We start from the raw sequence: 22,143 nt of genomic DNA, 5'->3' as shown, positions 1-22,143 counted from the left end.
AATCATTAGGAAATAAAACCACCTTGATTCGGCAACATACAAATCAAATCAATTTTCCGTTGATTGAAATGCCCTGCATCGCCGCAGCGGCCAATGGCAAAATACGGCCCATGAGAGATCGCCCCCTTTTCACCGCTGCTCAAACGGCTACCCCAACGGCTGCTCAAACGGCTGCCGCGACCGCTATCAGGGCCGCCGCTCCAGCCGCCCTGCCACGCCCCCGCACGGCCGTCGGCCCCCTGGCGGCGGTGTGCGCGGTGGCGTGCGCTGCGCTGGCGCTGAGCGGCTGTGGCGTGCTGGGCAAGAAAAACGCCGACGCCCAAGCGGCCGACGCCACCCCCACCAGCAGCGCCAGCCAGGGCGCGCTGGCCTTTGATGTGCAAGTCAACAGCAGCGATCGCGCCATCGCCAAGCATCTGGAGCGCCACCTGAGCTTGCAGCGCTACACGCGCTTTCCCGATCTGCGCCAGACCGAGTTCAACCGCCTGCTGGCCGAAGCCCGCACCAACGCCAGCGACCTGCTGGCCGCGCTGGGCTACTTCAACCCCGAGCTACAACTGCGCGTGCAAGAAGGCGACACGCTGGAAGAAGGCGAAACCGAGCTGGCCCCGCGCACCATCGTCATCGACGTTGAGCCTGGCCCCCAGGCCACCATCGCCAGCCACGCCATCGCCTTCGAGGGCGATGCGGCAGACAACCCCGCGGCCCAGCGCCAGCGCGCGCGCATCGAGCGGCGTTGGCCGCTCAAAGAGGGCAGCGCCTTCACCCAAACCGAGTGGGACAGCGCCAAACAAGGCGGCCTGCGCGAGCTGCAAAAGCTGCGCTACCCCACCGCGCAAATCAGCGACAGCCAGGCGCGCGTAGACGCCGACGCCAACCGCGTGGACTTGCGCGTGCGCTACGACAGCGGCCCCGCCTACCGCTTCGGCGCGCTCCAGCTCCAGGGCCTGGAGCGCTACGACGCCGAAGGCATCAGCCACATCGCCCGCATCCCCACCGGGGCCGATTACAGCGAGGAAGCGCTGCTGGACGCGCAGCAGCGCCTGGCCTCCAGCGGCTACTTCGAATCGGCCTTTTTGATGATCGATACCGACAGCGAGCCGGACAACGCCACCGTCATCGCCCAACTGCGCGAAGCGCCCTACCAGAAGCTGGTCTTTGGCGTGGGCCTGAGCACCGATGCGGGCGCACGCCTGTCGCTGGACCACGTGCACAACCAACTCTGGCCGCTGGGCTGGCGCGCCGTCAGCCAGGTCGCGCTGGACATGCGCGCACAAAAAGCCAGCACGCGCTGGAGCGCCCTGCCCCAGCGCAACGGCTGGGCCTGGTACCTGGGCGGCAGCCTCAGCCGCGAGGACGTGGGCGATTACAAGACCAACACCCTCTCGCTCACCGGCGGGCGCAGCAAAACCGTGGGCCACATCGAGCGGCGCTACTACCTGCAATACGACATGAGCCAGGTCACCGGCAACGGCCTGGGCTCCTCCTCCGCGCTGCTGGGCAGCTACAGCTGGACGGGGCGCTACTTCAACAACAAAACCAACCCCACCGCCGGTTTTGGCCTGGGCGCCGAGCTGGGCGCGGGCTACACCCTCACGCCCGAGCGCAAACCCTTTGCCCGCACGCGCCTGCGCGCGCAAGGCTTTTGGCCCCTGGGCCAGCGCAACGAGGCCGGACGGCGCAGCCGCCTGGCCCTGCGCGGCGAGCTCGGCGCCGTCGTCGCCAACTCGGCCACGCGCGTGCCCGCCTCGCTGCTGTTTCTCACCGGCGGCGACGCCACCGTGCGCGGCTACAGCTACCACAGCATCGGCACACGCGCCGCCAGCGGCAAGCTCTACGGCGGGCGCTACATGGGCGTGGCCAGCCTGGAATGGCAGCGCCCCCTCACCCTCATGGGCAACGTCCACGATTGGGAGAGCGCCGTCTTTCTCGACACCGGCGCGGTGGCCAACAACACCGGCCACTTAAAGCTGCACACCGGCCTGGGCGCTGGCCTGCGCTGGAACAGCCCCGTCGGCCCCATGCAGGCCGATCTGGCCTACGGCATCCAGGAAAAGCAAGTGCGCCTGCACCTGCGCATGGGTTTTACGTTCTAACCCAAAACAGCAAACCAAAGGAAAAATCACTTCAATACCAAATTGCCGAAATGCATTGCTTTTATTTCTTTTTGATTGATAAATACACATGGGCCACGTGCTCTTGCGGCCCCTTGATGCCTGCACACGCCGCCCCCTGCACCGCTCTATGAACGCCTCCGCCCCTTCCTCCCCTGCCCATTGCAGCGCCAGCGCGCTGGCGCTTCTGGCCCAACTGGACCCCGACCTGTTCCCCATCTTCGAGGAAGAAGCCGCCCGGCAACTGCCCCACCTGCGCGGCATCCTGCAAAGCTGGATTGGCGTGCCCCCCTCGTTCAAAACCCGCCATGAGGCGCTGCACCTGCTGCACACCCTCAAAAACAGCGCGTGGCTGACCGGCGCGCGCGAGATCGGCGACATCGCCCAACGCCTGGAAGCGGCCATCCAAACCCTGCCCGCGACCGAAGACAACGCCGCCGCCATCGCCCCCCTGCTGGCCGATTGCAACGCCCTGCAAACCAGGCTGGACGCCCTGCACGCCGCCGCCGAGGCAATCGCCCGCAGCATCGCCACCGCCAACCTCCAGGGCGCCAGCAGCCAGCCCATGCCGCTGCCAGCCCCCGCCCCATCGCCCAGCGCCCCCCAAGCTGCCATCCCTGCCGCCACCCCCGCCGCTGCTGCGCTGCAAACGCACGCCACACAAACCCCGCAAACCGCCGCCCGCCCTGCGCAGTCCCAAGCACCTCAAGCACCTCAAGCGCCTGCGGCAGCGCCCCTGGCCGCTCCAGCCGCCACCTCGGCCTTGACCGAACCGCCCCCTCCCACAGGCCCCATGCCGCCCAGCCCCATCCCCCCCGGCTCTGCGCCGCCCGCATCCCCATCTGCACCACAACCTGCGCCCCAGCCCGCACCCAAAGCCCTCGCACGCTGGCTCAAGCGCCTGCTGTGGCTGCTGCTGGGCCTGGTGCTGGCGCTGGCCTTGCTCATCGGCGCACTGCTGGTCTGGGCCAGCCGCGACGGCTCGCTGCCGCGCGCGCTGCAACTGGCCCAGCGCTTTTTGCCCGCCGACCAAGCCCTGCACTACGAAGGCGCCAGCGGCTCCCTCACCGCAGGCGGGCGCATCCAGCGCCTGCACTGGCACATGCCCGGCACGGCGCTGGAAATCGACGGCCTGCACCTCGACTGGGACTTGTGGCAACTGCTGGAGCGCGCCCTGCACGTACGCACCCTGCACGCCGAGCGCGTGCGCGTGCAGCTCACCGCCCAGCCCGAGCCTGCCCAGCCCCCCGCGCCCGCCGCCATGCCAGCGCACGTGCGCTTGCCCATCGCCATCCGCCTGCCCCTGCGCGTGGATCGACTGGAAGTGCAACCCGCCACCACGCCCGCCAAGCCTGGCGCACCCGGCACGCCAGCCGCCCCCACCCTTTACGCCATCGACCAGCTCGCCGCCGACTACCACTACGCCACCCCCTGGCACGCCCTGCAACTGCACAGCCTGCACTACGGCGCCAGCCAAGCCCAGGCCGAGCTGCGCCTGCACGACACCACGCTGACCCTGCAAGCCCAGCTTGGCGCCTGGCTCAGCGCCCTCAGCCCCGATGTGCCCGCTCCCCTGCACGCCTGGCTCAGCGCCGACGGCAGCCTCGCAGGCGGCGATGCCGCCATGGTGCACCTGCGCCTGGACGCCCACGAGCAAGCCCCCAACCAGGCCGCCCCCAAAAACCTGCTGCAAACGCCGCCCGCCCCCCCCAGCGCGGCCACGGACGCAGCCACCCATGCCGCCACGCGCGCGCACCTGCAAGCCGCCCTGCACCCCTGGCGCCGCCAGCCCGTGCAGCAAGCGCACGTGGAACTGGCGGGCCTGAACGCCCACGCCCTGCACCCCGCCGCGCCCGAAACCGATTTGCATGGCCGCGTAGACATCACCCCCGCCGCCACCGCCCACACCGCCCTGGCCGATGCCGCCTGGGCGCTGCAAGCCCGGCTGGAAAACCGCCGCCCCGGCCCCTGGGCCGCCAACGCTGCGCCCCCAGCCGCCGCCGCTGATCCAAGCTCCGCCCCTGTCACAACCGCTGCGCGCCTGCCCGTGCGCCACATCGACGCCCGCCTGCACTACCGCCCTGCCGCACCCACAGATGCCCCCGCAGGCGCGCCCCAGGCCCCAGCGCTGCACATCGAGCAAGCAGCCATCGACCTGCACGGCAGCGCCCCGGCCGGTCGCATCACCCTGGCGGGCGACCTGCGCCCCACCCACCTGCCCGCCAGCGCGCTGCAACTGCAATTGCAGACCCTGAACTTGCAGCCCCTCATGGCCGGCCTGCCAGAAACCGCGCTCAGCGGCAACGCCAGCGCCCGCCCGGCCAATACCGCCCTCACCGCCGACCTGGCCCAGGCCGAATGGGACATCGAAGCCGACATCCGCAACGCCCAGCCCGGCCTGCTCGACGCCCAGCGCCTGCCGCTGACGCAACTGCTGGCCCAGGCCCACATCGCCCCCGAGCGCTGGAGCGCCCACAGCCTGCAAGCCCGCGTGGGCGAAGGCCAATTGCAACTGCAAGGCCATTTCGAGCCGGCCACGCAAGCCCTGCACGTGCAAGCCGAGCTGCAACGCCTGCCGCTGGTGCGCCTGCACAGCCAACTGGCCGCCGAACAAGCGCCCCCCCTCAGCGGCACGCTGCAAGCCCAGGGCGATCTGCGCCAGGGCATAGCCTTTGAGGCCGACATCCGCAGCCACGGCGCGACCGTCGTTGCCAACCCTTCCGCCAAAGCCGCCCCCGCACGCAGCCCCTGGGATGTGCGCGCCATCCAAACCAAAGGCCGCTGGCAGCCCGATGCCCTGGTACTGGAGCGCCTCACGCTCGACGCCTTCCAGGCCCAAGTTCAGGCCAGCAAACTCCACCTGAGCCTGCCCGATGCCAGCCAGGTGCAGGCCACCGTCAACGCCCGCGCCCCCGGCCTGAACCTGAGCGCCGACGCCGCCATGCAAGCGGCCAGCGGCGGCGGCAAGTTGTCGCTGCAACTGGCCTCCGCGCAAGACACCGCCGCCTGGCTGCGCGGCCTGCCCATCGTGGGCGCGGCCTTGCCCGCCTTGCAAGCCAGCGGCAGCGCCCAGCTCGACGCCCAATGGCAAGGCGGCTGGCAGCAATGGCTTGAAGGCCTGCAAAACCCCGCGCGCCACCCCCAACTGCGCATCGACGCCCACGCCCACAGCGCGGGCCTGAAGCTAAGCCTGCCCGCCAGCGCGCCCGCACCAGCGGCCAAAGCCAGCGCCACCCAAGCCCAGGGCAAGAAGCAGGTGAAAGCCGCAAAAACCACCCAACCCGCCCAGACAAGCCAAGCCCCCGCCGCCCAGGCGGCAACGCAGATCGACATCCGCCAGCTCGACGCCCGCTTGCAAGGCAATCTGGCCGCGGCCAGCTTCAGCCTCAAAGGCGATGCCCTGGCCAACGGCGCCCACGCCAAGCTGGACACCCGCGCCCAACTGGCCCAAACCGGCGCCGCCCAGCGCCCCATCTGGCGCGTCACGCTGGCGCAATGGGCCGCTGCGCTCACCCTGCCGGGGCAGAAAACGCCCTGGCAATGGCATGTGGAAGACGATTGGCGCTTCGATGTCCAGACCCAGCCCACGCTGGCGCTGCGCGCTCAGGGCGGCCAGGCGCGCGTGACGCCGCCAGCCAGCGTCACCCAAGGCGCGGCCAGCCAGGCGCTGACGCTGCGCTGGGAGCCGCTGCAATTCACGCAAACCGCCAACGGCGCGCTGCGGCTGCAAAGCCGCGGCCAGCTCAAGGGCCTGGCGCTGGCATGGCTGGACGGCCTCGCCCCCGACAACCCGCCGCTGGCTGGCGCAGGCATGCGCTCGACCCTGATGCTGAGCGGCCAATGGGACATCGACCTGGGCGACACCGCCCGCGTCAGCGCCGAGCTGGGGCGAGACAGCGGCGATGTGTGGCTGGGCGACAGCGCCGCGCCCGTGCAGGCCGCGCAAGGCCAGGGCGCCACAGCCAGCGCCAGCAAAACCGCGCGCGCACCGCGCCGCAATGCCAGCGATGCCTTGGCCGCAGGCCTGCGCGATGTGCGCCTGCGCCTGCAATCGAGCGGCGACGCGCTGAACGCCACGCTGCTGTGGGACGCCGAGCGCGCTGGGCAGATCAACGCCCAGGCCCGCATCCCCCTGGCCCGCCAGGGCGGCGGCTGGAGCCTGCCCGAGCCGACGCCGCTGGGCGGCCACCTCCGCGCCAGCCTGCCCGACTTGGGCGTATGGGCTGCGCTGGCCCCGCTGGGCTGGCGCATTGGCGGCGCGCTCAAAGCCGATATCCAGCTCGCGGGCACGCTGCAAGCGCCCCAGTTGCAAGGCCCGATTCAGGCCGATGGGCTGAGCCTGCGCTCCGTGCTCGACGGCGTGGATTTGCACGATGGCCGCCTGCGCGCGCAATTGCAGGGCGAGCGTTTGCTGATTGAGGAGCTGGTTTTCCAAGGCGGCACCGGCAGCAACGCCTACGTGCCGGGGCGCAGCGGCAACCGCACCCCCGCCCCGACCGAGCGCGGGCACATGCGCGCCAGCGGCCATATCGACTGGAGCGGCGTGCGCGCCCAGGCCGACGGCAGCGCGGGCAGCGGCATTGCCATGGAGGTGCAAGCGCGCCTGGAGGCCATGCAGGCGCTGGCGCGCAACGACCGCCAGATCAGCCTCAGCGGCCCGCTCTCGGCCACGCTGCGCGATGGCGCGCTGCGCGTGCGCGGCGACATCACCATCGACCGCGCCTCCATCACCCTGCCCGAGTCGGGCGCGCCCACGCTGGGCAGCGATGTCGTCGTCGTGCGCGCCAGCGATGCCGCCCAAGCCGCTGCCGAAGCCGCCGCCGATGCGCTTATGCCGCGTGGCGAGCTGCAAACGGCCAAGCCGATGGACATGCACATCCAGCTCAACCTGGGGCGCGACTTTGCCCTGCAAGGCTATGGCATCACCACCCGCCTGGAGGGCGAGCTGGACATTCGCAACACCACGCGCGGCAAGGCCCCCATTTCCATCGTGGGCGAAGTGCGCACCGACGAGGGCCGCTACCGCGCCTGGGGCCAGGCGCTCAACGTCGAGCAAGGCGTGGTGCGCTTCAACGGCCCTTACGACAACCCGTCGCTGGACATGCTGGCCATCCGCCCCGACATCGACGTGCGCGCGGGCGTGCGCATCACCGGCACCGCAAAGGCGCCGCGCGTCAAGCTGTACTCCGAGCCGCCCCTGCCCGAATCCGAAGCCCTCTCCTGGGTGGTGCTGGGCCGCTCGCCCGGCAGTGGCGGCGGCAGCGGCAGCCAGGCCATGCAGCAAGCCGCGCTGGGCCTGCTGGCGGGCAGCCTGGGCGGCGGCCTGGCCAAGGGCCTGGGGCTGGATGAAGTGGGCCTGAGCGATGGCGGCCTCTCCGTGGGCAAGCGCCTCTCCGACCAGCTTTATGTCACCTACGTCGCCAGCCTCTCGGGCGCGGCGGGCACGCTGTACGTGTTCTACGACATCACCCGCCGCCTCACCGCCCGCGGCGAAACCGGCGCCACCAGCGCCGTGGATTTGATTTACACCGTGACGTATGACTAGAGCGTGTGATGTACTTTCCGCCCCCCGCGAGAGCGCAAAGTGCGTCACACGCCCTAGCACGTGACCCGCAAGGCGCTCCATGCCAAAGCATTTGCTGGCACTCAATAGCCTGATCCTGTTTGCCGTGGCGCTCTACATCAACGCTGTTTTTTACGTTGATCGGGAGCGCAGCCTGGCGTTTTGCCTGTTCTTCGGCCTGGCTTGCGCAGCGGCGCTGGCATCCCTGGCGCTTTGGCTGGCTGCGCTTTTCGCCCGCGAGCCAAGACAAAACTGCCTCACGCACGCCCTGCTGCACAGCTATCTGACGATGCTCTCCGCCCTGATCGGCGTGGGCATCACCACCATCCCTTTCAAGTTATAGGAACTGCACCATGCCCATTTCCCGCCGCCGCCTGCTCAGCGGCGCTGGCGCCAGCGCTGTGCTGGCGCTGGCGCAACCCGTGCGCGCTGCCAAACCTATCACCGTCACCGTGGCCTCGCTGATGGGCGATGACAAGCCCGAAACCCGCATCTGGGTGAAGTTTGCCGAGCTGATCGAAGCCCGTCTGCCCGGCGCGTTTCGCTTCAACATCGTGAAAAACGCCGCGCTGGGCGGCGAAAAAGCCGTGGCCGAAGGCATACGGCTGGGGGCGATCCAGGCCAGCCTCTCCACCGTCTCGGCGCTGGCGGGCTGGGTGCCGCAAAGCCAGGTGCTGGATTTGCCGTTTCTGTTTCGCGACGCGGCGCATGTGCAGCGCGCCTGCGCAGGCGCGCCCGGCCAGCAGCTCCAGGCGCTGTTTGCTCAGCAGCAATTTCAGGTGCTGGCCTTCATCAACTACGGCGCGCGCCATGTGCTGAGCAAAACCCCCATCACGCACCCGAGGCAGCTCCAGGGGCTGAAGATGCGCTCCATCCAAAGCCCGCTGCACACGCGGCTGTGGGCGGCCTATGGCGCTACGCCCGTGGCCATTCCCATCCCCGAGACCTACAACGCCCTGGCCAATGGCGTGGCCGATGCGATGGATTTGACCAAGTCCGCCTACGCGGGCTTTCGGCTCTACGAAGTCGTGCCCTGCCTGACCGAAACCGCCCACATCTGGGCCAGCGGGGTGGTGTATTTCTCCCGCGCCTTCTGGCAGCGCCTGAGCGCCGAGCAGCAAGCCCTTTTCACGCAAGCCGCGCAAGAGGCGGCCGCCTACTTCAACGCCTTGATCGTGGAGGACGAAACCGCCTCCATGCAGCAAGCCGCCGCCGCGGGCGGCCAGCGCCTGCAACCGCAGGATCGCCCCGCCTGGGAAAGCGGCGCGCGCAGCGTCTGGGCCGGGGTGATAGAGGCCACCGGCAGCCAGGAGCTGCTGAAAGCCATTCGCGCGCTGGCTTAGGCCAATGCACAACATTACCAATCAAAGGGTTATTCACTCTATACCCATGTTGCCTAAACAAGGCTTTTTTGTTTCCTTTTGATTGGCAATCAAAATTGCACAACACCCCTGGCCATTCGCTTCCAACACCCCCTAGCCCCCACAGGAGAACCACCTCATGTTCACCGGCATCATCACCGCCATCGGCCACATCCGCGCCGTGCACGCGCTGGGCGACAGCGCCGCGCACGGCAAGCGGCTGGACATCACCACCCCCGCAGGCTATCTGGACGACGTGGCCTTGGGCGACAGCATTGCGCTCAATGGCGCGTGCATGACCGTCACCGCCTTCGACGCTGCCGCCGCGCAGTTCAGCATCGAAATCTCCGCCGAATCGCTGCGCCTGACCGCCGGGCTGGACCAGCCCGGCCCCGTCAACCTGGAAAAAGCCCTGCGCGCGGCCGACCGGCTGGGCGGGCACATCGTCTCCGGCCATGTGGACGGTATCGGCCAGGTCAGCCACTTCGCCCCCGTAGGCGAAAGCCACGAGCTGCGCATCCTCGCGCCCCAGGCGCTGGCGCCGTTTCTGGCCTACAAAGGCTCGATCACGGTGCAAGGCGTGAGCCTGACGGTCAACGCCGTGCGCGATGTGCCGCAAGGCTGCGAGTTCAGCATCAACCTTATCGCCCACACGCTGGCGCACACCACCTTGCAATACCTGCAAACGGGCAGCCGCGTGAATCTGGAGGTGGATTTGATGGCCCGCTACGTGGCCCGCATGCTGGAGTGCCAGGCCAGGCCCGCCGCGCCAGGCCAAACCCCATGACTCCAATCAAAAGAAAATTCACTTCAATAAAAACATGCCGAAACAGGCATGTTTTATTTCCTTTTGATTGATAAAAACAAAGGCAACCCTGATGCGACAGGGCTGCCCTTGTTTTTGGCTTTGGATTTCCGGCGGTATCCGGCCAGATGTCCAGCCGTCAGCCGTGGGCTGGCGCAAGCGCCTGGGGCCCGGTCAGCGCATGTAGTAGTACCACTGGCCGTCTTGCAGGATCCACTCCTCCTCGGCTTCCGCAGTGGCCGTCATGCCAGCGAACTTGGGCACGCTGAGGATGGCCTCGATAGCGACGGTGGCTTTGCAAGATTGCGCCTGCTCCTGGCAGCTCACTTGCCTGATTTCGTACTTCTTCCAGGGCGAATCCTTGCCATCGACCACGCGCAGGCCCAGTTTGTAGCCCTCAAGCGATTTGACCGTGCGCACGGTGGGGGCCAGGTAGCCATAGGCTTTGGTGTAGTCGGCCGCCAGCAGGGCGTCCCAGCGCTCGGCGGCGCGCTGCTTGACGATTTCTTCGGGCGGACGGTTGTCGGTAGCCGTCTGGGTGGAGCAAGCGGCCAGGGCCGCAGCGGCGCACAGGCCCAGGCCATACATGCGGGCGGTGGCGCTCAGGCGGGTCAATCGGGTTTTCATGGCGTTGGCTTTCTTCAAAACAGAGGGGGTTAACAGGGGCTAAGCAGGCTCCAAGAGCGTCATTGGTAGTTGTGGGCCGCAGCGTCGGCGCCAGCAGCGCCAGAGCTTGAGCGGTTCAGGGGCTTGACCAGATCCACCAAATCCTCCTCGCCAGGCAGCACGGGGCCGCCGCGCTTGATTTCCTGCACGCGTGTGCGCAGCAACTCCTGCATACGGTCGCGCAGCTCGTCGCCCGCCTGGCGCAAATCGTCGCCCGAGCGCACCACGGTGGGGGTGATGATGACCAGCAGCTCCGTGCGCTCATTCTTTTGGGTGGTGCCGCCAAAGGCGTGCTTGACCACGGGCACGTCGATCAGGCCGGGAATGCCGCTGTTGCTCTGGCTGCTGTTTTCCTTGATGAGGCCGCCCAGCACGATCGGCTCGCCGGACTTGACGGCGACTTTGCTGGAAATCTGCCGCTGCACAAAGCTGGGGTTGCTGCCCGCGTATTTCTCGTTGCCAATGCCCGAGAGGGTTTGCTCCACGGTGAGCGTGACCAGATCGCCCGCATTGACCGATGGGGTGATTTGCAAGATCAGCCCCGTGTCGCGGTACTGGTAGGAGGTGACGACGTTATCGGAGGTGAGGTTGCTGGTGGCATTGACGGCCACGGGGATTTGATCGCCCACGGTGATGGAGGCGGTGTGGTTGTCCAGCACCAGCAGCGAGGGGCTGGAGAGCATTTTGGCCAGCGATCGCGAGGCCAGCATTTGCAGCAAGGCGTTGACGCGGTTGCCGCGCGTGATGGCGTAGGTGAACGCGCCCAGCGAGCTGGACAAGGCACCGGCCGCAGCGTCTTCCGGCTTGATGCCGCGCAGCGAGGGCGAGCCGCCTGCATCGGTATAGCGGCTGCCGCCCAGATCGCCATTGAAGGCCCAGCGCAAGCCGTATTCCAGGTCTTTGGTCAGGGTGACTTCCACAATGCTGGCTTCCAGCATGACTTGCACGGGCTGCTTGTCCAGGCGCTTGAGGGTGGCGGCGATTTTTTCGTAATCCTGGCGCGTGCCCCAGACGAGGATGGCGTTGTTGAGCGGATCTGCAATCACCCGCGCATCGCCCAAATCCATCGCCACCGGGGCGGTGTTGACCGCTTGCTGGGCGCCCCCTCCAGCGCTCAAACCACCGCCAAAGCCCGCCCCCGCGCCCGCGCCAAAACGGTTGCTGCTGGCCTGGCCGAAGCCGGAGGTTTGACCGCTGGCGCTGGCAAAGCTGGGGGCCACGCCCGAGCTGCTGATGCCGCCTGCGCCCTGGCCGCCAAAAATGCCGCCAAGCACTTGCGCCAGGTGCGCGGCCGAGCCGTTTTGCACGGCATAGACGAAAAGCTGCGGCTCGGTGCTGTCGTTGGGCTGGTCCAGCCGCTCGATCCACAGCTTGGCTTGCTCCAGATACTGCGCGCGCGGGGTGATGACCATGATGCTGTTGAGGCGCTCCAGCGGCACGATGCGCAGCGAGCCCAGCACGGGCAACACTTGCGCGGCAGCGGGCGGCTGTGCCTGTTGCCCTTGTTGGCGCGCCTGGGCCTGCTGCTGGCGTTGCTGGGCCGCACGCTGCTGGGCAGGGGGCTGGGTGGGCTGCGCAGTCGAAGCGCCGCCGGGCGCGCCGCCCGCCACCAGTTGCAGCGCGGCCTGCACATCGGCCACGCTGGCGTATTTGAGCGGGAAGATGCCCACCGACATGCCTTTGAGCAAATCCACATCGAAGGTGCGCACCAGCTCCATCCACCCTTCGGCCTGCGGGCGGGTGCCCGCCAGCACCAGCAGGTTGCGGATGGTGTCCACGCGCAGCAGGGAGCTTTCGCCCATGACGGGCTTGAGGATTTCGGCCATCTCCGCCGCGCCGATGTAATCCAGCGGCAGCAAGATGATGCCGTAGCCCGGCGGCAGCGGGCCATAGCCCGTGCCCGCCAGGCGCGGCGCGGGCACGATGCCACGCAAGGATTCGGGCCGACCGATGTGGTAGAAGCCCCGGCTATCCTGGGCGATCAGTAGCCCGTTGGCCAGCAAGGCCGTTTCCAGCAGGGAAAGGGCCGTGTCCTTGGAAACGGCTTTGCGCGTCGCCAGCGTCAGCGTGCCGCCAATGGGCTGGTGCAGCACGTAATCGGCTTTGAGGATTTCCCCCATCATCACGTGGATCACTTCGGTGATGGGCGCTTCCTCGAAGTTGAATTCGCCCGCTTCGCCCTTGAGCGCCACACCCCGCTTGGGCGGGGCAAAGGTGGTGTCATCGCCTTTGTAAATGCGCACTTGCGGCGCTGGTGGGGCTTCTTCCTGCTGCGCGCCCTGGCGCTCATCCACGCGGGGGTTGGGCAGCGGCTGGCCGCTGGCCACAGGCATGGACGTGCCTTGCCAGGCCTGCACCTCCTCAGAATTAGCGGCAGCCACGGCAACAGCCTGATCCTGCTCGCCGGGCTGGCGGCCCACACTTTGGCATGCGGCCAGGCTGGCGGCCAGGCCAGCCGCCACAGTCAGGCGAAGCAAACGGGGCGGAGCAAAAGGCATTGGTCGGTCAAGCATGATCGGTTGAATGTATCGGGTTGTACGTAAAGCCAGTGCGGGCGGCGGGCAAGCAGCGCCTTCGCCCCTCAACGCGGTTGAGGCGGACGGCGGCGCTGCTGCGCCTCGTTGGCCGGGACCACTGGCGGGTTGTCGTGGCGGCGCTTGAGGTCCAGGATGCGGTCAGGCTGCTGCGGGTGCGTCAAGCGCACCGATAAGCCGTCGATGGCGCGCAACGTCCAGCCCTCCACACTCTCGCCTAAACGCAGGCGACGGGCCTTGCCCTCGATTTCCAGAATCACCGCGCCTTCGCTGCCTTGGTCGTAAACGCCCAGCACGCGGGCCTCGTCCAGCACGTCTTTCGGCGCAGGTTGCGGCGTTTTGGGCGCTTCAGGCGGCGCGGGCGGCGGCGGCGCATCGGGCCACTGGCGCGAAGTCTCGAACAGAGGCGCCTTGACCACCTCGGTGTAGTCGCTGGCGTTCAAATGGCCCGGCAAGGCCGCATCTTGCAAAGCGCTGGCGTAATCGGGCGCGATAGGCGCTGGCGGCTGCCATTGGGCCGCGCGCAGCCACAGCCACCAGGCCAACAAAGCCAGCGCCAGGGCGGCGTTGACCATCCACAACCCGGCCAGGGCGGAGCGCTGCTTCATGGCTTTTGCCTCCACACAAAAAAGCGCGCCAGGATGCGCAGGCGCACCGGGTCGTATTGGTTGCTCTTGTGACCGCGCTGGATGGAGAAGCTGTGCACCTGCACCAGCGGGCGCTGGTCGGCCAGGGCAGCCAAGGCTTGGCGCAGCCCCTCCAGCGTGCCTTCCAGGCGCACTTCCACCGGCACGGCCAGCAAAGCGCCATCCTCCTCCTCAGGCAACACTTGGCTGCTTTGGATCACCATTTGAGCGCTGTTGAAAACCGTACGCAGCTTTTGCTGCACATCGGTGCCAATCTGGCCCGCCTCCTGGCTGGCTGGATAGGCATAGGCCTGCAGCAATTGCGCACTGCGCTGGCTGGCCTGGCGCATGGCCGCCTCCGATTCCAGCACGCCCAGCAAGCGCTCATAGCGCGGCGTGATTTCTTCGATCTTGGCTTGCGCCCACAAGTGCTTGCGCACCACATACACACTGCCTGCGGCCAACACGGCCAGCGCCAGCGCCACGGTGAGCAGTTGCAAGACGCGGTCTTTGGAGAGGCGTCTGCGCACGGCGGTTGGATGGGGAGTGGACGTCATGGCCTGCCTTCCGGTGCATCGGGTTGTCCTGCATCGCCGCCCATGCCGTCCGCCTCGTCGCGCTCCAGCGCTAGCGGCTCTTGCGCAGCGTCAGAGTCCTCAGCCGGCGTAGTCTGGGGCACAGCGGGCTGACCTGCCAGGGCAGGCGAAACCGGCAACGCGTTCGGGGCAATTTGCGGCGCCATCATGGGCGTCACGCCCGCATTGGACGGCGTGCGCGAGGGGGCATCCGCCGCGGACGATGCTGCTGCGGCGGTTGGCTGTGGCGACTGCACCACTTGCGGATGGGCCGATGGTGCGGCCTGGGACGGTGGCACGCTGGGCGCTGCATCAGGCTCCGCCTCAGGAGCTGCCACTGGCGGCGATGGCTCAGGCGCTGGTTGCAGCTCTGGCGCAGGCTCTGCTTCAGGCAGTGCCTCGAGCGAATAGCGCGTATTGAAAGCGCCAGGCGCGATGGTCATTTCCACCGTGAAGCGCTCTTTGTTGGCCTGGGGAATTTGCTGCACGGGCTGGGTGGTGCGCACATCGACCCATTCCTCCTGCGCGCTGAGCAATTGGATGACGGCCGCAGCGTTGTCGGCCTCGCCCAGCAATTTGAGCATGGGTTTTGGCATCGGTGCGCTGCCCTCGTCAGCCTCCTGACCGGGTATCTGACCACCATCGGCCTTTTCATGTGCAAACTCCAGCGCATGCAGCGACACATCGGCGGGCAACAGCGTGGAGAGAAATTGCAGCACCTGCGCCAGATTCACCCGCTGGGCCTGGCGCTGCTTGATCTGGGCGACGCGCTCCAGCGCCATGGTGAGCGCCGCGCGCTCCTCTGCCAGGCGGCTCGTTTGCGCCACCAGTTGGTTGTAAGCCGCATCGGCTTGCAGGGCCTGGCGGCGCAGTTGCAACGTCGGCGTCAAGGCCAAAGCCCCCAGCAACGCCGCACCCACGGCCAGCGCCGTCCAGGTTTTCATGCGGCGGCGGCGGCGCGCTTGCTCGGCCAGGCCCTCGCCATAGCCTTGCAGCACGATGGGCTGAACCGCCTCTCCTGCATGCGCAGGCAAGGCCCAAATTTCGCTGTGCTCGGCAGGCCAGCTTGCGGGGGCGGCATTCAGCGCCTGGGTGAGATAGGCGGCAATTTGCGTTCGGGAGGCAAACGCGGCCATGGTTTGCGAGCCCGTTTCGGTACGGGTTTGCACATAACCCCAGGCCACATCGTCCTGTGCGAAGGGGCTGCTGCTGAAAATATCCAGCGCGACGGCATCGCGCACCTGCGCATCGGGCAAATCCGGCAATTGCAAGCTGCGGCGCAGCAGCAAGGTTTCCGGCAATTGCACGGCGCGCGCGGCCACGGCCGCCGTTGCAGCGCCGCCGCCGGGGTGCCAGCGGCCATCTTGCCAAAACGCCAGACTGCGATCGGCGCGCAGCACCTGCACCAGGGGTTTGAGTTCAAACCAGCGCAGCGGCGCCATCTGGTGCCATTGCCGCATGGCGTGCAGCCAATCCTGGCCGATGGTGCGCAAATCCAGGCCAAATAGCTCCCACGGATTGGCGGCAGGGCTGTCGTAGGTAGAGGGGGAAGGCGCGCTCATGAATGCTTATCGCAAGGAATCCGTCACTTTGATCTGGCTTTCAAACGTCTGCCAGTACATGCCCGATAGGCCCGGTTGGTTGTTGACTTGCATGTCTTTACGGACTTCGAAGCGGGTTTGCCCCACTTCCACCTGGGCTGTGAAGCGAAAGAGGTGGTGCGCCTGGCGGCGCTGCCCGGCAGGAAGCTGACCGGGTTGCAGACCGAACATGGCCAATAGCTCCGGCGATGCTGCGCGCAAATCCAGCCCGGTGCCGCGTCGGCTGGCGGTCACAAAGGGCGCTACTCTAGCATAGAGGTCATACGACACGCCGGGCACCTGTAACAGGTCCTCCGGCGCGGCAATGCCGCGCGTCGCGCCATGCTCCGTGGGGCTGATGCGCCACTGCACGATGCGCTCGGCCATCTCCAGGGCTGCGTCCTGACTCAAGCCGCCAGCGTGTTGCAGCACAGGCGCCAGCACATCGCGCGGCGCCGATGGCAGCGAAACCAAACCTGCCAGCGGCTGGGCGTGCACGGGCATGCGCTGGCCGGCAAACTCCACTTCCAGCTGGAAGATGTTTTGCTCGGGCTGATCTTGCTGCAACGCACCAATCTGCTGGGCGGCCAAGGCAATGGCGGCTTCGCCCAAGGCCTGTGCCTGCACGCGCTGCCGATCCAGCCCCACGATGCGCACTTCCGTGCGCACGGCCTGCACCAAGCCCACCGTGATCAGGCTCAGGATCGCCACCACCCACAGCACGGCCATCAAGGCAATGCCGCGCTGGCAGCGCCAGTGCGCTCCGCTTCGCATCAGCCACCCCCTCCGATTGATGGGACATAGGCCAAGCCCGCGTCCGTCGTGTGACGCAGAGGCACGATTTTGCTGGGCAGAGCCACGCTGGCGGTGGCGATATCCAGCATCACGTGCGAGGGTATTTGCTGCAACCGATTCCACTGGCCACGCCAGGCGATGGTGTTGGACTCCTCCCCACGGTACTGGATGGCCAAGTGCGTGACATCGCTGAGCAGCACGCGCGCCTGCATCTGTTCCGGCGCGGGAAAGGCACGTTGATCCTCCCACGGGGTAAAGCGGATGACCAATGCCCCCCCTTCCAGCGTCAACTGGAAGAAGTAACGCCCGCCTGCGCCAAAACGCGCGGGCATGATGCCCACCCAGCGCAGGCTTTGGGGCTGGCCTTCAAACCAGTGCAGCGGCTCTTGCATGTTTTGCACGCCTGGCCTGCGCCGCGCCACGATGCGGCCAAGCACCTGGTCCAGAAAATGCATGCTGGCGCGCACTTGACCGGACTGATCCAGCCGGGCGTCCACGCGGTTTTCCGTCTGCGCCAGGCTGTAAAACGACGAAGCCAGCCCGAGCATGACCAGCGACAGCAGCGCCGTCACCACCAGCACCTCCAGCAGCGTGAAACCCTTGGTTGCGCGTGTTGCATGGCGCTTGCGCGAGGTCAAGGCCGTTGCTCTGCGTTGCGCTGCCATCACATGCCCTCGTCCGCATGGATGGGGATGAAGCGCTCTGGCTTGAGGGTCGAAACCGCCAGGCTGCGCGCCTGTTCGCCCTCGCTCCACTGCACCAGGATATCCACCTGGTGCAAGGGCGCCATGGCCCGGCCGCTGTGCATCAGCGGAGTGTCATACGGCTGGCTTTGCACCTGCCAGACAAAGCCTGCCGATTCGCCCTGCTCGCTCCAGCCCTCTTTGGGGATGCCCTCGTGGGCATTCAGCAGCGATTGCACCAGCATCGCCGCGCGCTGGTATTGCCCGCTCACGCTCACGGACTGGGTATTGCTGCCCAGGATTTGGTAGAGCAGCGACAGGCTCAAGCCCATGATGGCGATGGCCACCAGCACCTCCACCAGGGTAAAGCCTGCGTGGCGCGAAAAATGGCGCGAAAAAGAGCGCAAAGGGGAACGTGTCGCGGTGGCGGTCACGGCAGCAGCGCCTCCTGCGTAATGTCGCCCGTGAGCCAATCGACCCGCACGCGCGTGCCGTCGCCTGTGGGGCGCAGGATTTCGATGCTGCCGCCGGTGGCCCCGCCCTCAGGCAAAAACCAGATAGCGGCCGAGCGCGTGGCGTCCTGCCCCAAATCGGCCACGGTAGCGCGCAGCTCCAGCTCCGGGGCGAGGGTGTAGGTTGTGCTGCCGTAGTTGAAGCGCTTGGCCTGTAAGTCCAGCTCAAAGCGCTGCACCTGGCCGCTGACCAGCGCTTCTTCGCGCAGCGTGCGCAGCGAAGTCCACAGGCTGCGCACGGCATCGCGGTACTGCGCGCTTTCCTGAATGCGCACATACGCCATTGGCGCCAGGGCCGCCAGCATGGCGGCGATGGCAATCACCACCAGCAGCTCCACCAAAGTGAAGCCGCGCGCAGCGCGCCAACGCCGCGGGGCCTTTGAGCAGACTCTTGGAGCCAAGGGGGAATGCGACACAGCCAAAAACCCAGCCAGAAAGGAGGAAAGCCCGCCAATCACAACAATTTTACAAATCAATAAGAAATAAAATCCACCCGCTTCGGCATGTTAGACATGAAGTGTTATTTCCATTGATTTGTATCTACCGTCCACTTATTGGCCGTTGGTGAGATCGGCGTTCTTGCCCTCGCCGCCCGGCACGCCATCGGCGCCGTAGGAGAGGATTTGCACGCCACCCTTGGGGCCGGGGAATTTGTACTGGTAGGGCTTGCCCCAGGGGTCGATGGGCAGCGCTTTCATGTAGGGGCCGTTCCAGGCGATGACGTTGCCCGGGCGCGTCATCAGCGCCTGCAAGCCTTCGCTGGCGCTGGGGTAGCGGCCGGTGTCGAGGTGGAACACATCCAGCGCTTTTTCGATTTCGGCGATTTGCACCTGGGCCGTTCTGGACTGCGAGCCGCCCAAAGCATTCATTACCTGCGGGCCCACCAGGGTGGCCAGCAGGGCCAGGATGGCCACGATGACCAGAATTTCAATCAGCGTGAAACCGCGCTGCAACGAGCGCGCCATGCGGCGCACAGAGCCTGCGGGGCAGGAGAACATGGAAAGCGGCATACAACTCTCTCTTGAACAAAAAAACGAAAAACACCGGCGCTGCGGGCGCACAGGCCCCGTCAGGCCACCGCCTGGTTGATGGACAAAATGCCCATCATCAGCGACACTAGGATGAAGGCCACCAGCACGCCCAGCACCACGATCATCAGCGGGCTGAGCAGCGTCAGCGCGCGTTTGATGCCCGTCTCGACCTCGCGGTTGAGGATATCGGCCAGCTCCAGCGCCATCGCGCCGATCTTGCCCGTCTCCTCACCTACGCGGATCAGGTTGATGGCCAGCGGCTCGAAGATGCCCAGCTTGCCCATCGCATCCACCACGCGCGCGCCCTCCTTCACGGCCGGGGCCACGCGCAGCAGCGGGGCGCGCAACACCTGGTTGCCCACGGTGTCGGTCGCAATGCCCAGCGCGGTGAGCATCGGAACGCCGTTGCCCAATAAGGTTCCCCAGGAGCGGGCAAACAGCGTCAATTGGTAACGCGCCACCAGCGCGCCGATGACGGGCAGGCGCAGCACGCGCTCCTGCCACCAGGCGCGCCCGGCGGGTGAGCGCAGCCAGCGCCAGCCCAGATAACCCGTCAGCGCCAGCGCCAGCGCCAGCAGCCAGCCCCAGGCCAGGAAGAAATCGCTGGAGGCCATCAAAATTTGCGTAGGCAGCGGCAGCGCATCGCCCACATCGGCAAACATGGGCCGAAAGCGCGGCACCACGAACACCATCATGAACACCAGCACGGCCACGGACATGCCCAGCAGAATCAGCGGGTAGATGGAGGCCGAAACCACGCTCTCGCGCAGCGCGCGCAGCCGCTCCATATGCTCGACCAGGCGCGCCAGCACGCCCGCCATCTGGCCGCTGACCTCACCCGAGCGAATCATGTTGACGTAGAAATCGTCGAAGTGCTGCGGGTGCCGCGCAAGCGCCTTGCTGAAGGGGGCGCCACCTTTGACAGCATCGAGCACATCCTGCACCAGCGCCCGCATGGCGGGCTTGTGGCTCATGTCGATAAGGACTTTGAGCGCGCTGTCGAGCGCCAGGCCCGAGCGCAGCATGATGGTCAGCTCGCTGGTCATGGCGCGGATGTCATCGCGGTTGACAGGCCCCTTGTTCTTGCGGCTGGCCTTGGCCGTGCCCAGCAAGGCCGCGCTGGCCGAGGCCGCATCGGCGTGCTGGGCCTGCACGACTTCGCTGGCGCTGGCCGGGGCCAGGTGCAGCGGGTGCAGGCCGCGCTCGCGCAGCAGCTTCATGGCCTGCGGCACATTGGCCGCCGCGATCACGCCGGTGTTGATCTGGCCGCTGGCGTTGGCGGCGCGCCAGGCGTAATCAGGCATCGCTTTGGTCCTGCGTCACGCGGGTGACTTCTTCCAGACTGGTCACGCCCGCAGCGGCCTTGCGCAACCCGTCCTCATACAGGCTGAGCATGCCGCGCTGCGCGGCCAGGCTGCCCAGTTCGGCCGCGTCCTTGCCGTCCAGAATGGCGCGGCGCAGCACTTCATCGAGCACCATCAGCTCGTGGATGCCGGTGCGCCCCTTGTAGCCCGAGCCACGGCAGTGCTCGCAGCCCACGGGGCGGTACAGCGTCTGGCCCGGCTGCAAAAAGCGCGCCAGGCCGGTTTCTTCCAGCACATGTGGGGCCAGATCGTGCGGCTGCTTGCAGTGCGGGCACAGCGTGCGCACCAGGCGCTGGGCCAGCACGCCGTTGACGGAGGAGGTGATGAGGTAGCGCTCCACGCCCATGTCCTCCATGCGCACGATGGCGCCGGGCGCGGTATTGGTGTGCAGGGTGGAGAGCACCAGGTGGCCCGTCAGCGCGGACTGCACGGCGATCTGCGCCGTCTCGCCGTCGCGCATCTCGCCGATCATGATGATGTCCGGGTCCTGGCGCAGGATGGCGCGCAGCGCGTTGGCAAAAGTGAGGTTGATCTGCGGGTGGACTTGAATCTGGTTGATGCCCGCCAATTGGTATTCCACCGGGTCTTCCACGGTGATGATTTTCTGGCTGTCGGCGTCCAGCTTGGCCAGGCCGGCGTAGAGCGTGGTGGTCTTGCCCGAGCCGGTTGGCCCGGTGACCAGGAAGATGCCGTGCGGCTTGGCCAGCAGCTCGTTGAAGCGCGCCAGCGTATCGGGGGCAAAGCCCATGTCGTCCAGATTCAGGCGCACGCTGGCGCGGTCGAGCACGCGCATGACGATGCTCTCGCCATACACCGTGGGCACGGTGGAGACGCGCAAATCCAGCTCGCGGCCCTTGACGCGGGTTTTGATGCGCCCGTCCTGCGGCAAGCGGCGCTCGGCGATGTCCAGGTGCGCCAGCAGCTTCACGCGCGAGCCGACGGCGGGCGCCAGGCGCTGGGGGATGATTTCGGCCACGTGGATGACGCCATCGACGCGGTAGCGCACATGCAGGCCGTCCTCGAACGGCTCCAGGTGGATGTCCGAGGCGCGCATGTCGATGACGCGGCCAATGATGGTGTTGACCAGCTTGATGACCGGCGCTTCGCTGGCCAGATCCTTGAGGTGCTCGACGAAATCGGCCGCATCCAGACCGCTGAGCAAATCGTCCGCGCTGGCCTCCTCGGCCTGCTGGGCGGCGGCCTCGGCCTGGTCCAGCGCGCGCTCGATGTCGCTCTCCAGCCCCAGGTAAGGCACGATGCGCAGGCCGGTGGCCAGGTGCAGGGCTTTGCACACGAACTCGTCCTGCGGCACGGCCATGGCGACGGCCAGCACGCCCGCCTCGGCGGCGTTGTCCGCAGCGCCCTGGGCGGCTTCGCCACCTTCACGCAGCCAGAGCGGGAATACGTTGTGCGTGCGCAAAAAGCCCGGCGCCAGCCCTGGCACTTCCAGCGGTTGCTGGGGGTAATCCTCGGCTTTGGCCAGCGGCACGCCCAGTTGCTGCGCCAGCACGGGCATCAAATCGGCTTCGGAGACAACGCCCAGGCGAATCAGCACGCGGCCCAGCATGCCGCCCATTTCCTGCTGCGCAGCCAGCGCCCGCTCCAGATCGCGCGGGCCTAGCTTGCCCGCCTGCACCAACAGCTCGCCCAGCTTGTGGCGGCTGGCCGCAGCGGGGTCGGAAATGGGCTGGTGGGCTGGCGCAGCAGCGGCGGTGGATTCAAACAGGGACACGGTGCAACTTCCATGAGGGCCATCGGGATGCAACAGGGCCTGGGCCGCTGGCCCGGGCGCCAAAGCGCGCCATTGTATAGAGCGCGCCCATGTGCGCTACGCGCCTTCTAAGGCTTTGCCTTATTTCAAATCAAAAGCAAAACACATTAGCCTTTTCGGCAACATGGTATTCATTTTTGAAAATGAAAAATGATTTTTGATT

General features: G+C 67.0%; 17 protein-coding genes. 5 read left to right on the top strand and 12 right to left on the bottom strand.

Annotation, left to right across the window (positions count from 1 at the left end; translation table 11 throughout):
- Positions 1-110: 110 nt before the first annotated feature.
- The 5 genes from EBQ26_RS08505 to EBQ26_RS08485 all read left to right on the top strand — a co-directional run bounded on the left by EBQ26_RS08505 (position 111) and on the right by EBQ26_RS08485 (position 9,825).
- The gene (locus EBQ26_RS08505; protein WP_122238605.1) at positions 111-2,096 is read left to right on the top strand and encodes an autotransporter assembly complex protein TamA; all 1,986 of its coding nucleotides are present in this window, start codon (positions 111-113) and stop codon (positions 2,094-2,096) included.
- Positions 2,097-2,244: 148 nt separating this feature from the next.
- Positions 2,245-7,659, top strand: coding sequence for a translocation/assembly module TamB domain-containing protein (locus EBQ26_RS13160; protein WP_275265348.1), 5,415 nt, complete (start codon positions 2,245-2,247; stop codon positions 7,657-7,659).
- A 79-nt stretch (positions 7,660-7,738) separates the two neighbouring features.
- Complete coding sequence (locus EBQ26_RS08495; protein ID WP_124779237.1) at positions 7,739-8,020, top strand: hypothetical protein; 282 nt, start codon at positions 7,739-7,741, stop codon at positions 8,018-8,020.
- A gap of 10 nt (positions 8,021-8,030) precedes the next feature.
- Positions 8,031-9,020, top strand: a complete 990-nt coding sequence (locus EBQ26_RS08490) for a TRAP transporter substrate-binding protein (protein WP_122238582.1) — start codon at positions 8,031-8,033, stop codon at positions 9,018-9,020.
- A gap of 157 nt (positions 9,021-9,177) precedes the next feature.
- Positions 9,178-9,825 (top strand): riboflavin synthase, encoded by a 648-nt coding sequence (locus tag EBQ26_RS08485; protein ID WP_122238581.1) that lies wholly within the window; start codon positions 9,178-9,180, stop codon positions 9,823-9,825.
- 192 nt (positions 9,826-10,017) lie between these two features.
- On the opposite strand, the gene EBQ26_RS08480 is transcribed toward EBQ26_RS08485, so the two are convergent.
- The 12 genes from EBQ26_RS08480 to EBQ26_RS08425 all read right to left on the bottom strand — a co-directional run bounded on the left by EBQ26_RS08480 (position 10,018) and on the right by EBQ26_RS08425 (position 21,941).
- Positions 10,018-10,470: a hypothetical protein gene (locus tag EBQ26_RS08480; protein WP_122238580.1), complete on the bottom strand. Its 453-nt coding sequence runs from the start codon at positions 10,468-10,470 to the stop codon at positions 10,018-10,020.
- A gap of 59 nt (positions 10,471-10,529) precedes the next feature.
- Complete coding sequence (gspD, locus tag EBQ26_RS08475) at positions 10,530-12,986, bottom strand: type II secretion system secretin GspD (protein ID WP_238944250.1); 2,457 nt, start codon at positions 12,984-12,986, stop codon at positions 10,530-10,532.
- A 104-nt stretch (positions 12,987-13,090) separates the two neighbouring features.
- Positions 13,091-13,651 (bottom strand): hypothetical protein, encoded by a 561-nt coding sequence (locus EBQ26_RS08470; protein ID WP_122238578.1) that lies wholly within the window; start codon positions 13,649-13,651, stop codon positions 13,091-13,093.
- The gene (gene gspM / locus EBQ26_RS08465; protein WP_122238577.1) at positions 13,648-14,226 is read right to left on the bottom strand and encodes a type II secretion system protein GspM; all 579 of its coding nucleotides are present in this window, start codon (positions 14,224-14,226) and stop codon (positions 13,648-13,650) included. Before gspM ends, EBQ26_RS08470 begins: the two co-directional genes overlap by 4 nt.
- Entirely contained in the window at positions 14,223-15,806 is a 1,584-nt protein-coding gene (locus EBQ26_RS08460) for a hypothetical protein (protein ID WP_122238576.1), read from the bottom strand. Before EBQ26_RS08460 ends, gspM begins: the two co-directional genes overlap by 4 nt.
- Positions 15,807-15,812: 6 nt before the next feature.
- Positions 15,813-16,598, bottom strand: a complete 786-nt coding sequence (locus EBQ26_RS08455; RefSeq protein ID WP_122238575.1) for a type II secretion system protein GspK — start codon at positions 16,596-16,598, stop codon at positions 15,813-15,815.
- Entirely contained in the window at positions 16,598-17,284 is a 687-nt protein-coding gene (locus EBQ26_RS08450; RefSeq protein ID WP_122238574.1) for a prepilin-type N-terminal cleavage/methylation domain-containing protein, read from the bottom strand. Before EBQ26_RS08450 ends, EBQ26_RS08455 begins: the two co-directional genes overlap by 1 nt.
- Complete coding sequence (locus tag EBQ26_RS08445) at positions 17,284-17,736, bottom strand: type IV pilus modification PilV family protein (RefSeq protein WP_238944249.1); 453 nt, start codon at positions 17,734-17,736, stop codon at positions 17,284-17,286. The genes EBQ26_RS08450 and EBQ26_RS08445 overlap by 1 nt, the downstream gene beginning before the upstream one ends.
- Positions 17,733-18,215: a GspH/FimT family pseudopilin gene (locus tag EBQ26_RS08440; RefSeq protein WP_122238604.1), complete on the bottom strand. Its 483-nt coding sequence runs from the start codon at positions 18,213-18,215 to the stop codon at positions 17,733-17,735. Before EBQ26_RS08440 ends, EBQ26_RS08445 begins: the two co-directional genes overlap by 4 nt.
- A gap of 150 nt (positions 18,216-18,365) precedes the next feature.
- Positions 18,366-18,824, bottom strand: a complete 459-nt coding sequence (gspG, locus tag EBQ26_RS08435; RefSeq protein WP_390614184.1) for a type II secretion system major pseudopilin GspG — start codon at positions 18,822-18,824, stop codon at positions 18,366-18,368.
- A gap of 59 nt (positions 18,825-18,883) precedes the next feature.
- A complete protein-coding gene (locus EBQ26_RS08430) occupies positions 18,884-20,149 on the bottom strand; it encodes a type II secretion system F family protein (protein ID WP_122238572.1) in 1,266 nt (421 codons plus the stop codon).
- Positions 20,142-21,941, bottom strand: coding sequence for a GspE/PulE family protein (locus EBQ26_RS08425; RefSeq protein ID WP_390614183.1), 1,800 nt, complete (start codon positions 21,939-21,941; stop codon positions 20,142-20,144). Before EBQ26_RS08425 ends, EBQ26_RS08430 begins: the two co-directional genes overlap by 8 nt.
- Positions 21,942-22,143: the final 202 nt, after the last annotated feature.

Source organism: Allofranklinella schreckenbergeri, from assembly GCF_003703475.1.
Classification (GTDB): Bacteria; Pseudomonadota; Gammaproteobacteria; order Burkholderiales; family Burkholderiaceae_C; genus Lampropedia; species Lampropedia schreckenbergeri.
The sequence above is the reverse complement of the archived record's forward strand: the minus strand, read 5'-3'. Positions and strand labels throughout refer to the sequence as shown.

Excerpts from the sequence above, each read along its gene's own strand:
- EBQ26_RS08505 (WP_122238605.1), top strand. The coding sequence starts at position 111 with ATGAGAGATCGCCCCCTTTTCACCGCTGCTCAAACGGCTACCCCAACG.
- EBQ26_RS13160 (WP_275265348.1), top strand. The coding sequence starts at position 2,245 with ATGAACGCCTCCGCCCCTTCCTCCCCTGCCCATTGCAGCGCCAGCGCG.
- EBQ26_RS08495 (WP_124779237.1), top strand. The coding sequence starts at position 7,739 with ATGCCAAAGCATTTGCTGGCACTCAATAGCCTGATCCTGTTTGCCGTG.
- EBQ26_RS08490 (WP_122238582.1), top strand. The coding sequence starts at position 8,031 with ATGCCCATTTCCCGCCGCCGCCTGCTCAGCGGCGCTGGCGCCAGCGCT.
- EBQ26_RS08485 (WP_122238581.1), top strand. The coding sequence starts at position 9,178 with ATGTTCACCGGCATCATCACCGCCATCGGCCACATCCGCGCCGTGCAC.
- EBQ26_RS08480 (WP_122238580.1), bottom strand. The coding sequence starts at position 10,470 with ATGAAAACCCGATTGACCCGCCTGAGCGCCACCGCCCGCATGTATGGC.
- EBQ26_RS08470 (WP_122238578.1), bottom strand. The coding sequence starts at position 13,651 with ATGAAGCAGCGCTCCGCCCTGGCCGGGTTGTGGATGGTCAACGCCGCC.
- gspM (WP_122238577.1), bottom strand. The coding sequence starts at position 14,226 with ATGACGTCCACTCCCCATCCAACCGCCGTGCGCAGACGCCTCTCCAAA.
- EBQ26_RS08460 (WP_122238576.1), bottom strand. The coding sequence starts at position 15,806 with ATGAGCGCGCCTTCCCCCTCTACCTACGACAGCCCTGCCGCCAATCCG.
- EBQ26_RS08455 (WP_122238575.1), bottom strand. The coding sequence starts at position 16,598 with ATGCGAAGCGGAGCGCACTGGCGCTGCCAGCGCGGCATTGCCTTGATG.
- EBQ26_RS08450 (WP_122238574.1), bottom strand. The coding sequence starts at position 17,284 with ATGGCAGCGCAACGCAGAGCAACGGCCTTGACCTCGCGCAAGCGCCAT.
- gspG (WP_390614184.1), bottom strand. The coding sequence starts at position 18,824 with ATGCCGCTTTCCATGTTCTCCTGCCCCGCAGGCTCTGTGCGCCGCATG.
- EBQ26_RS08430 (WP_122238572.1), bottom strand. The coding sequence starts at position 20,149 with ATGCCTGATTACGCCTGGCGCGCCGCCAACGCCAGCGGCCAGATCAAC.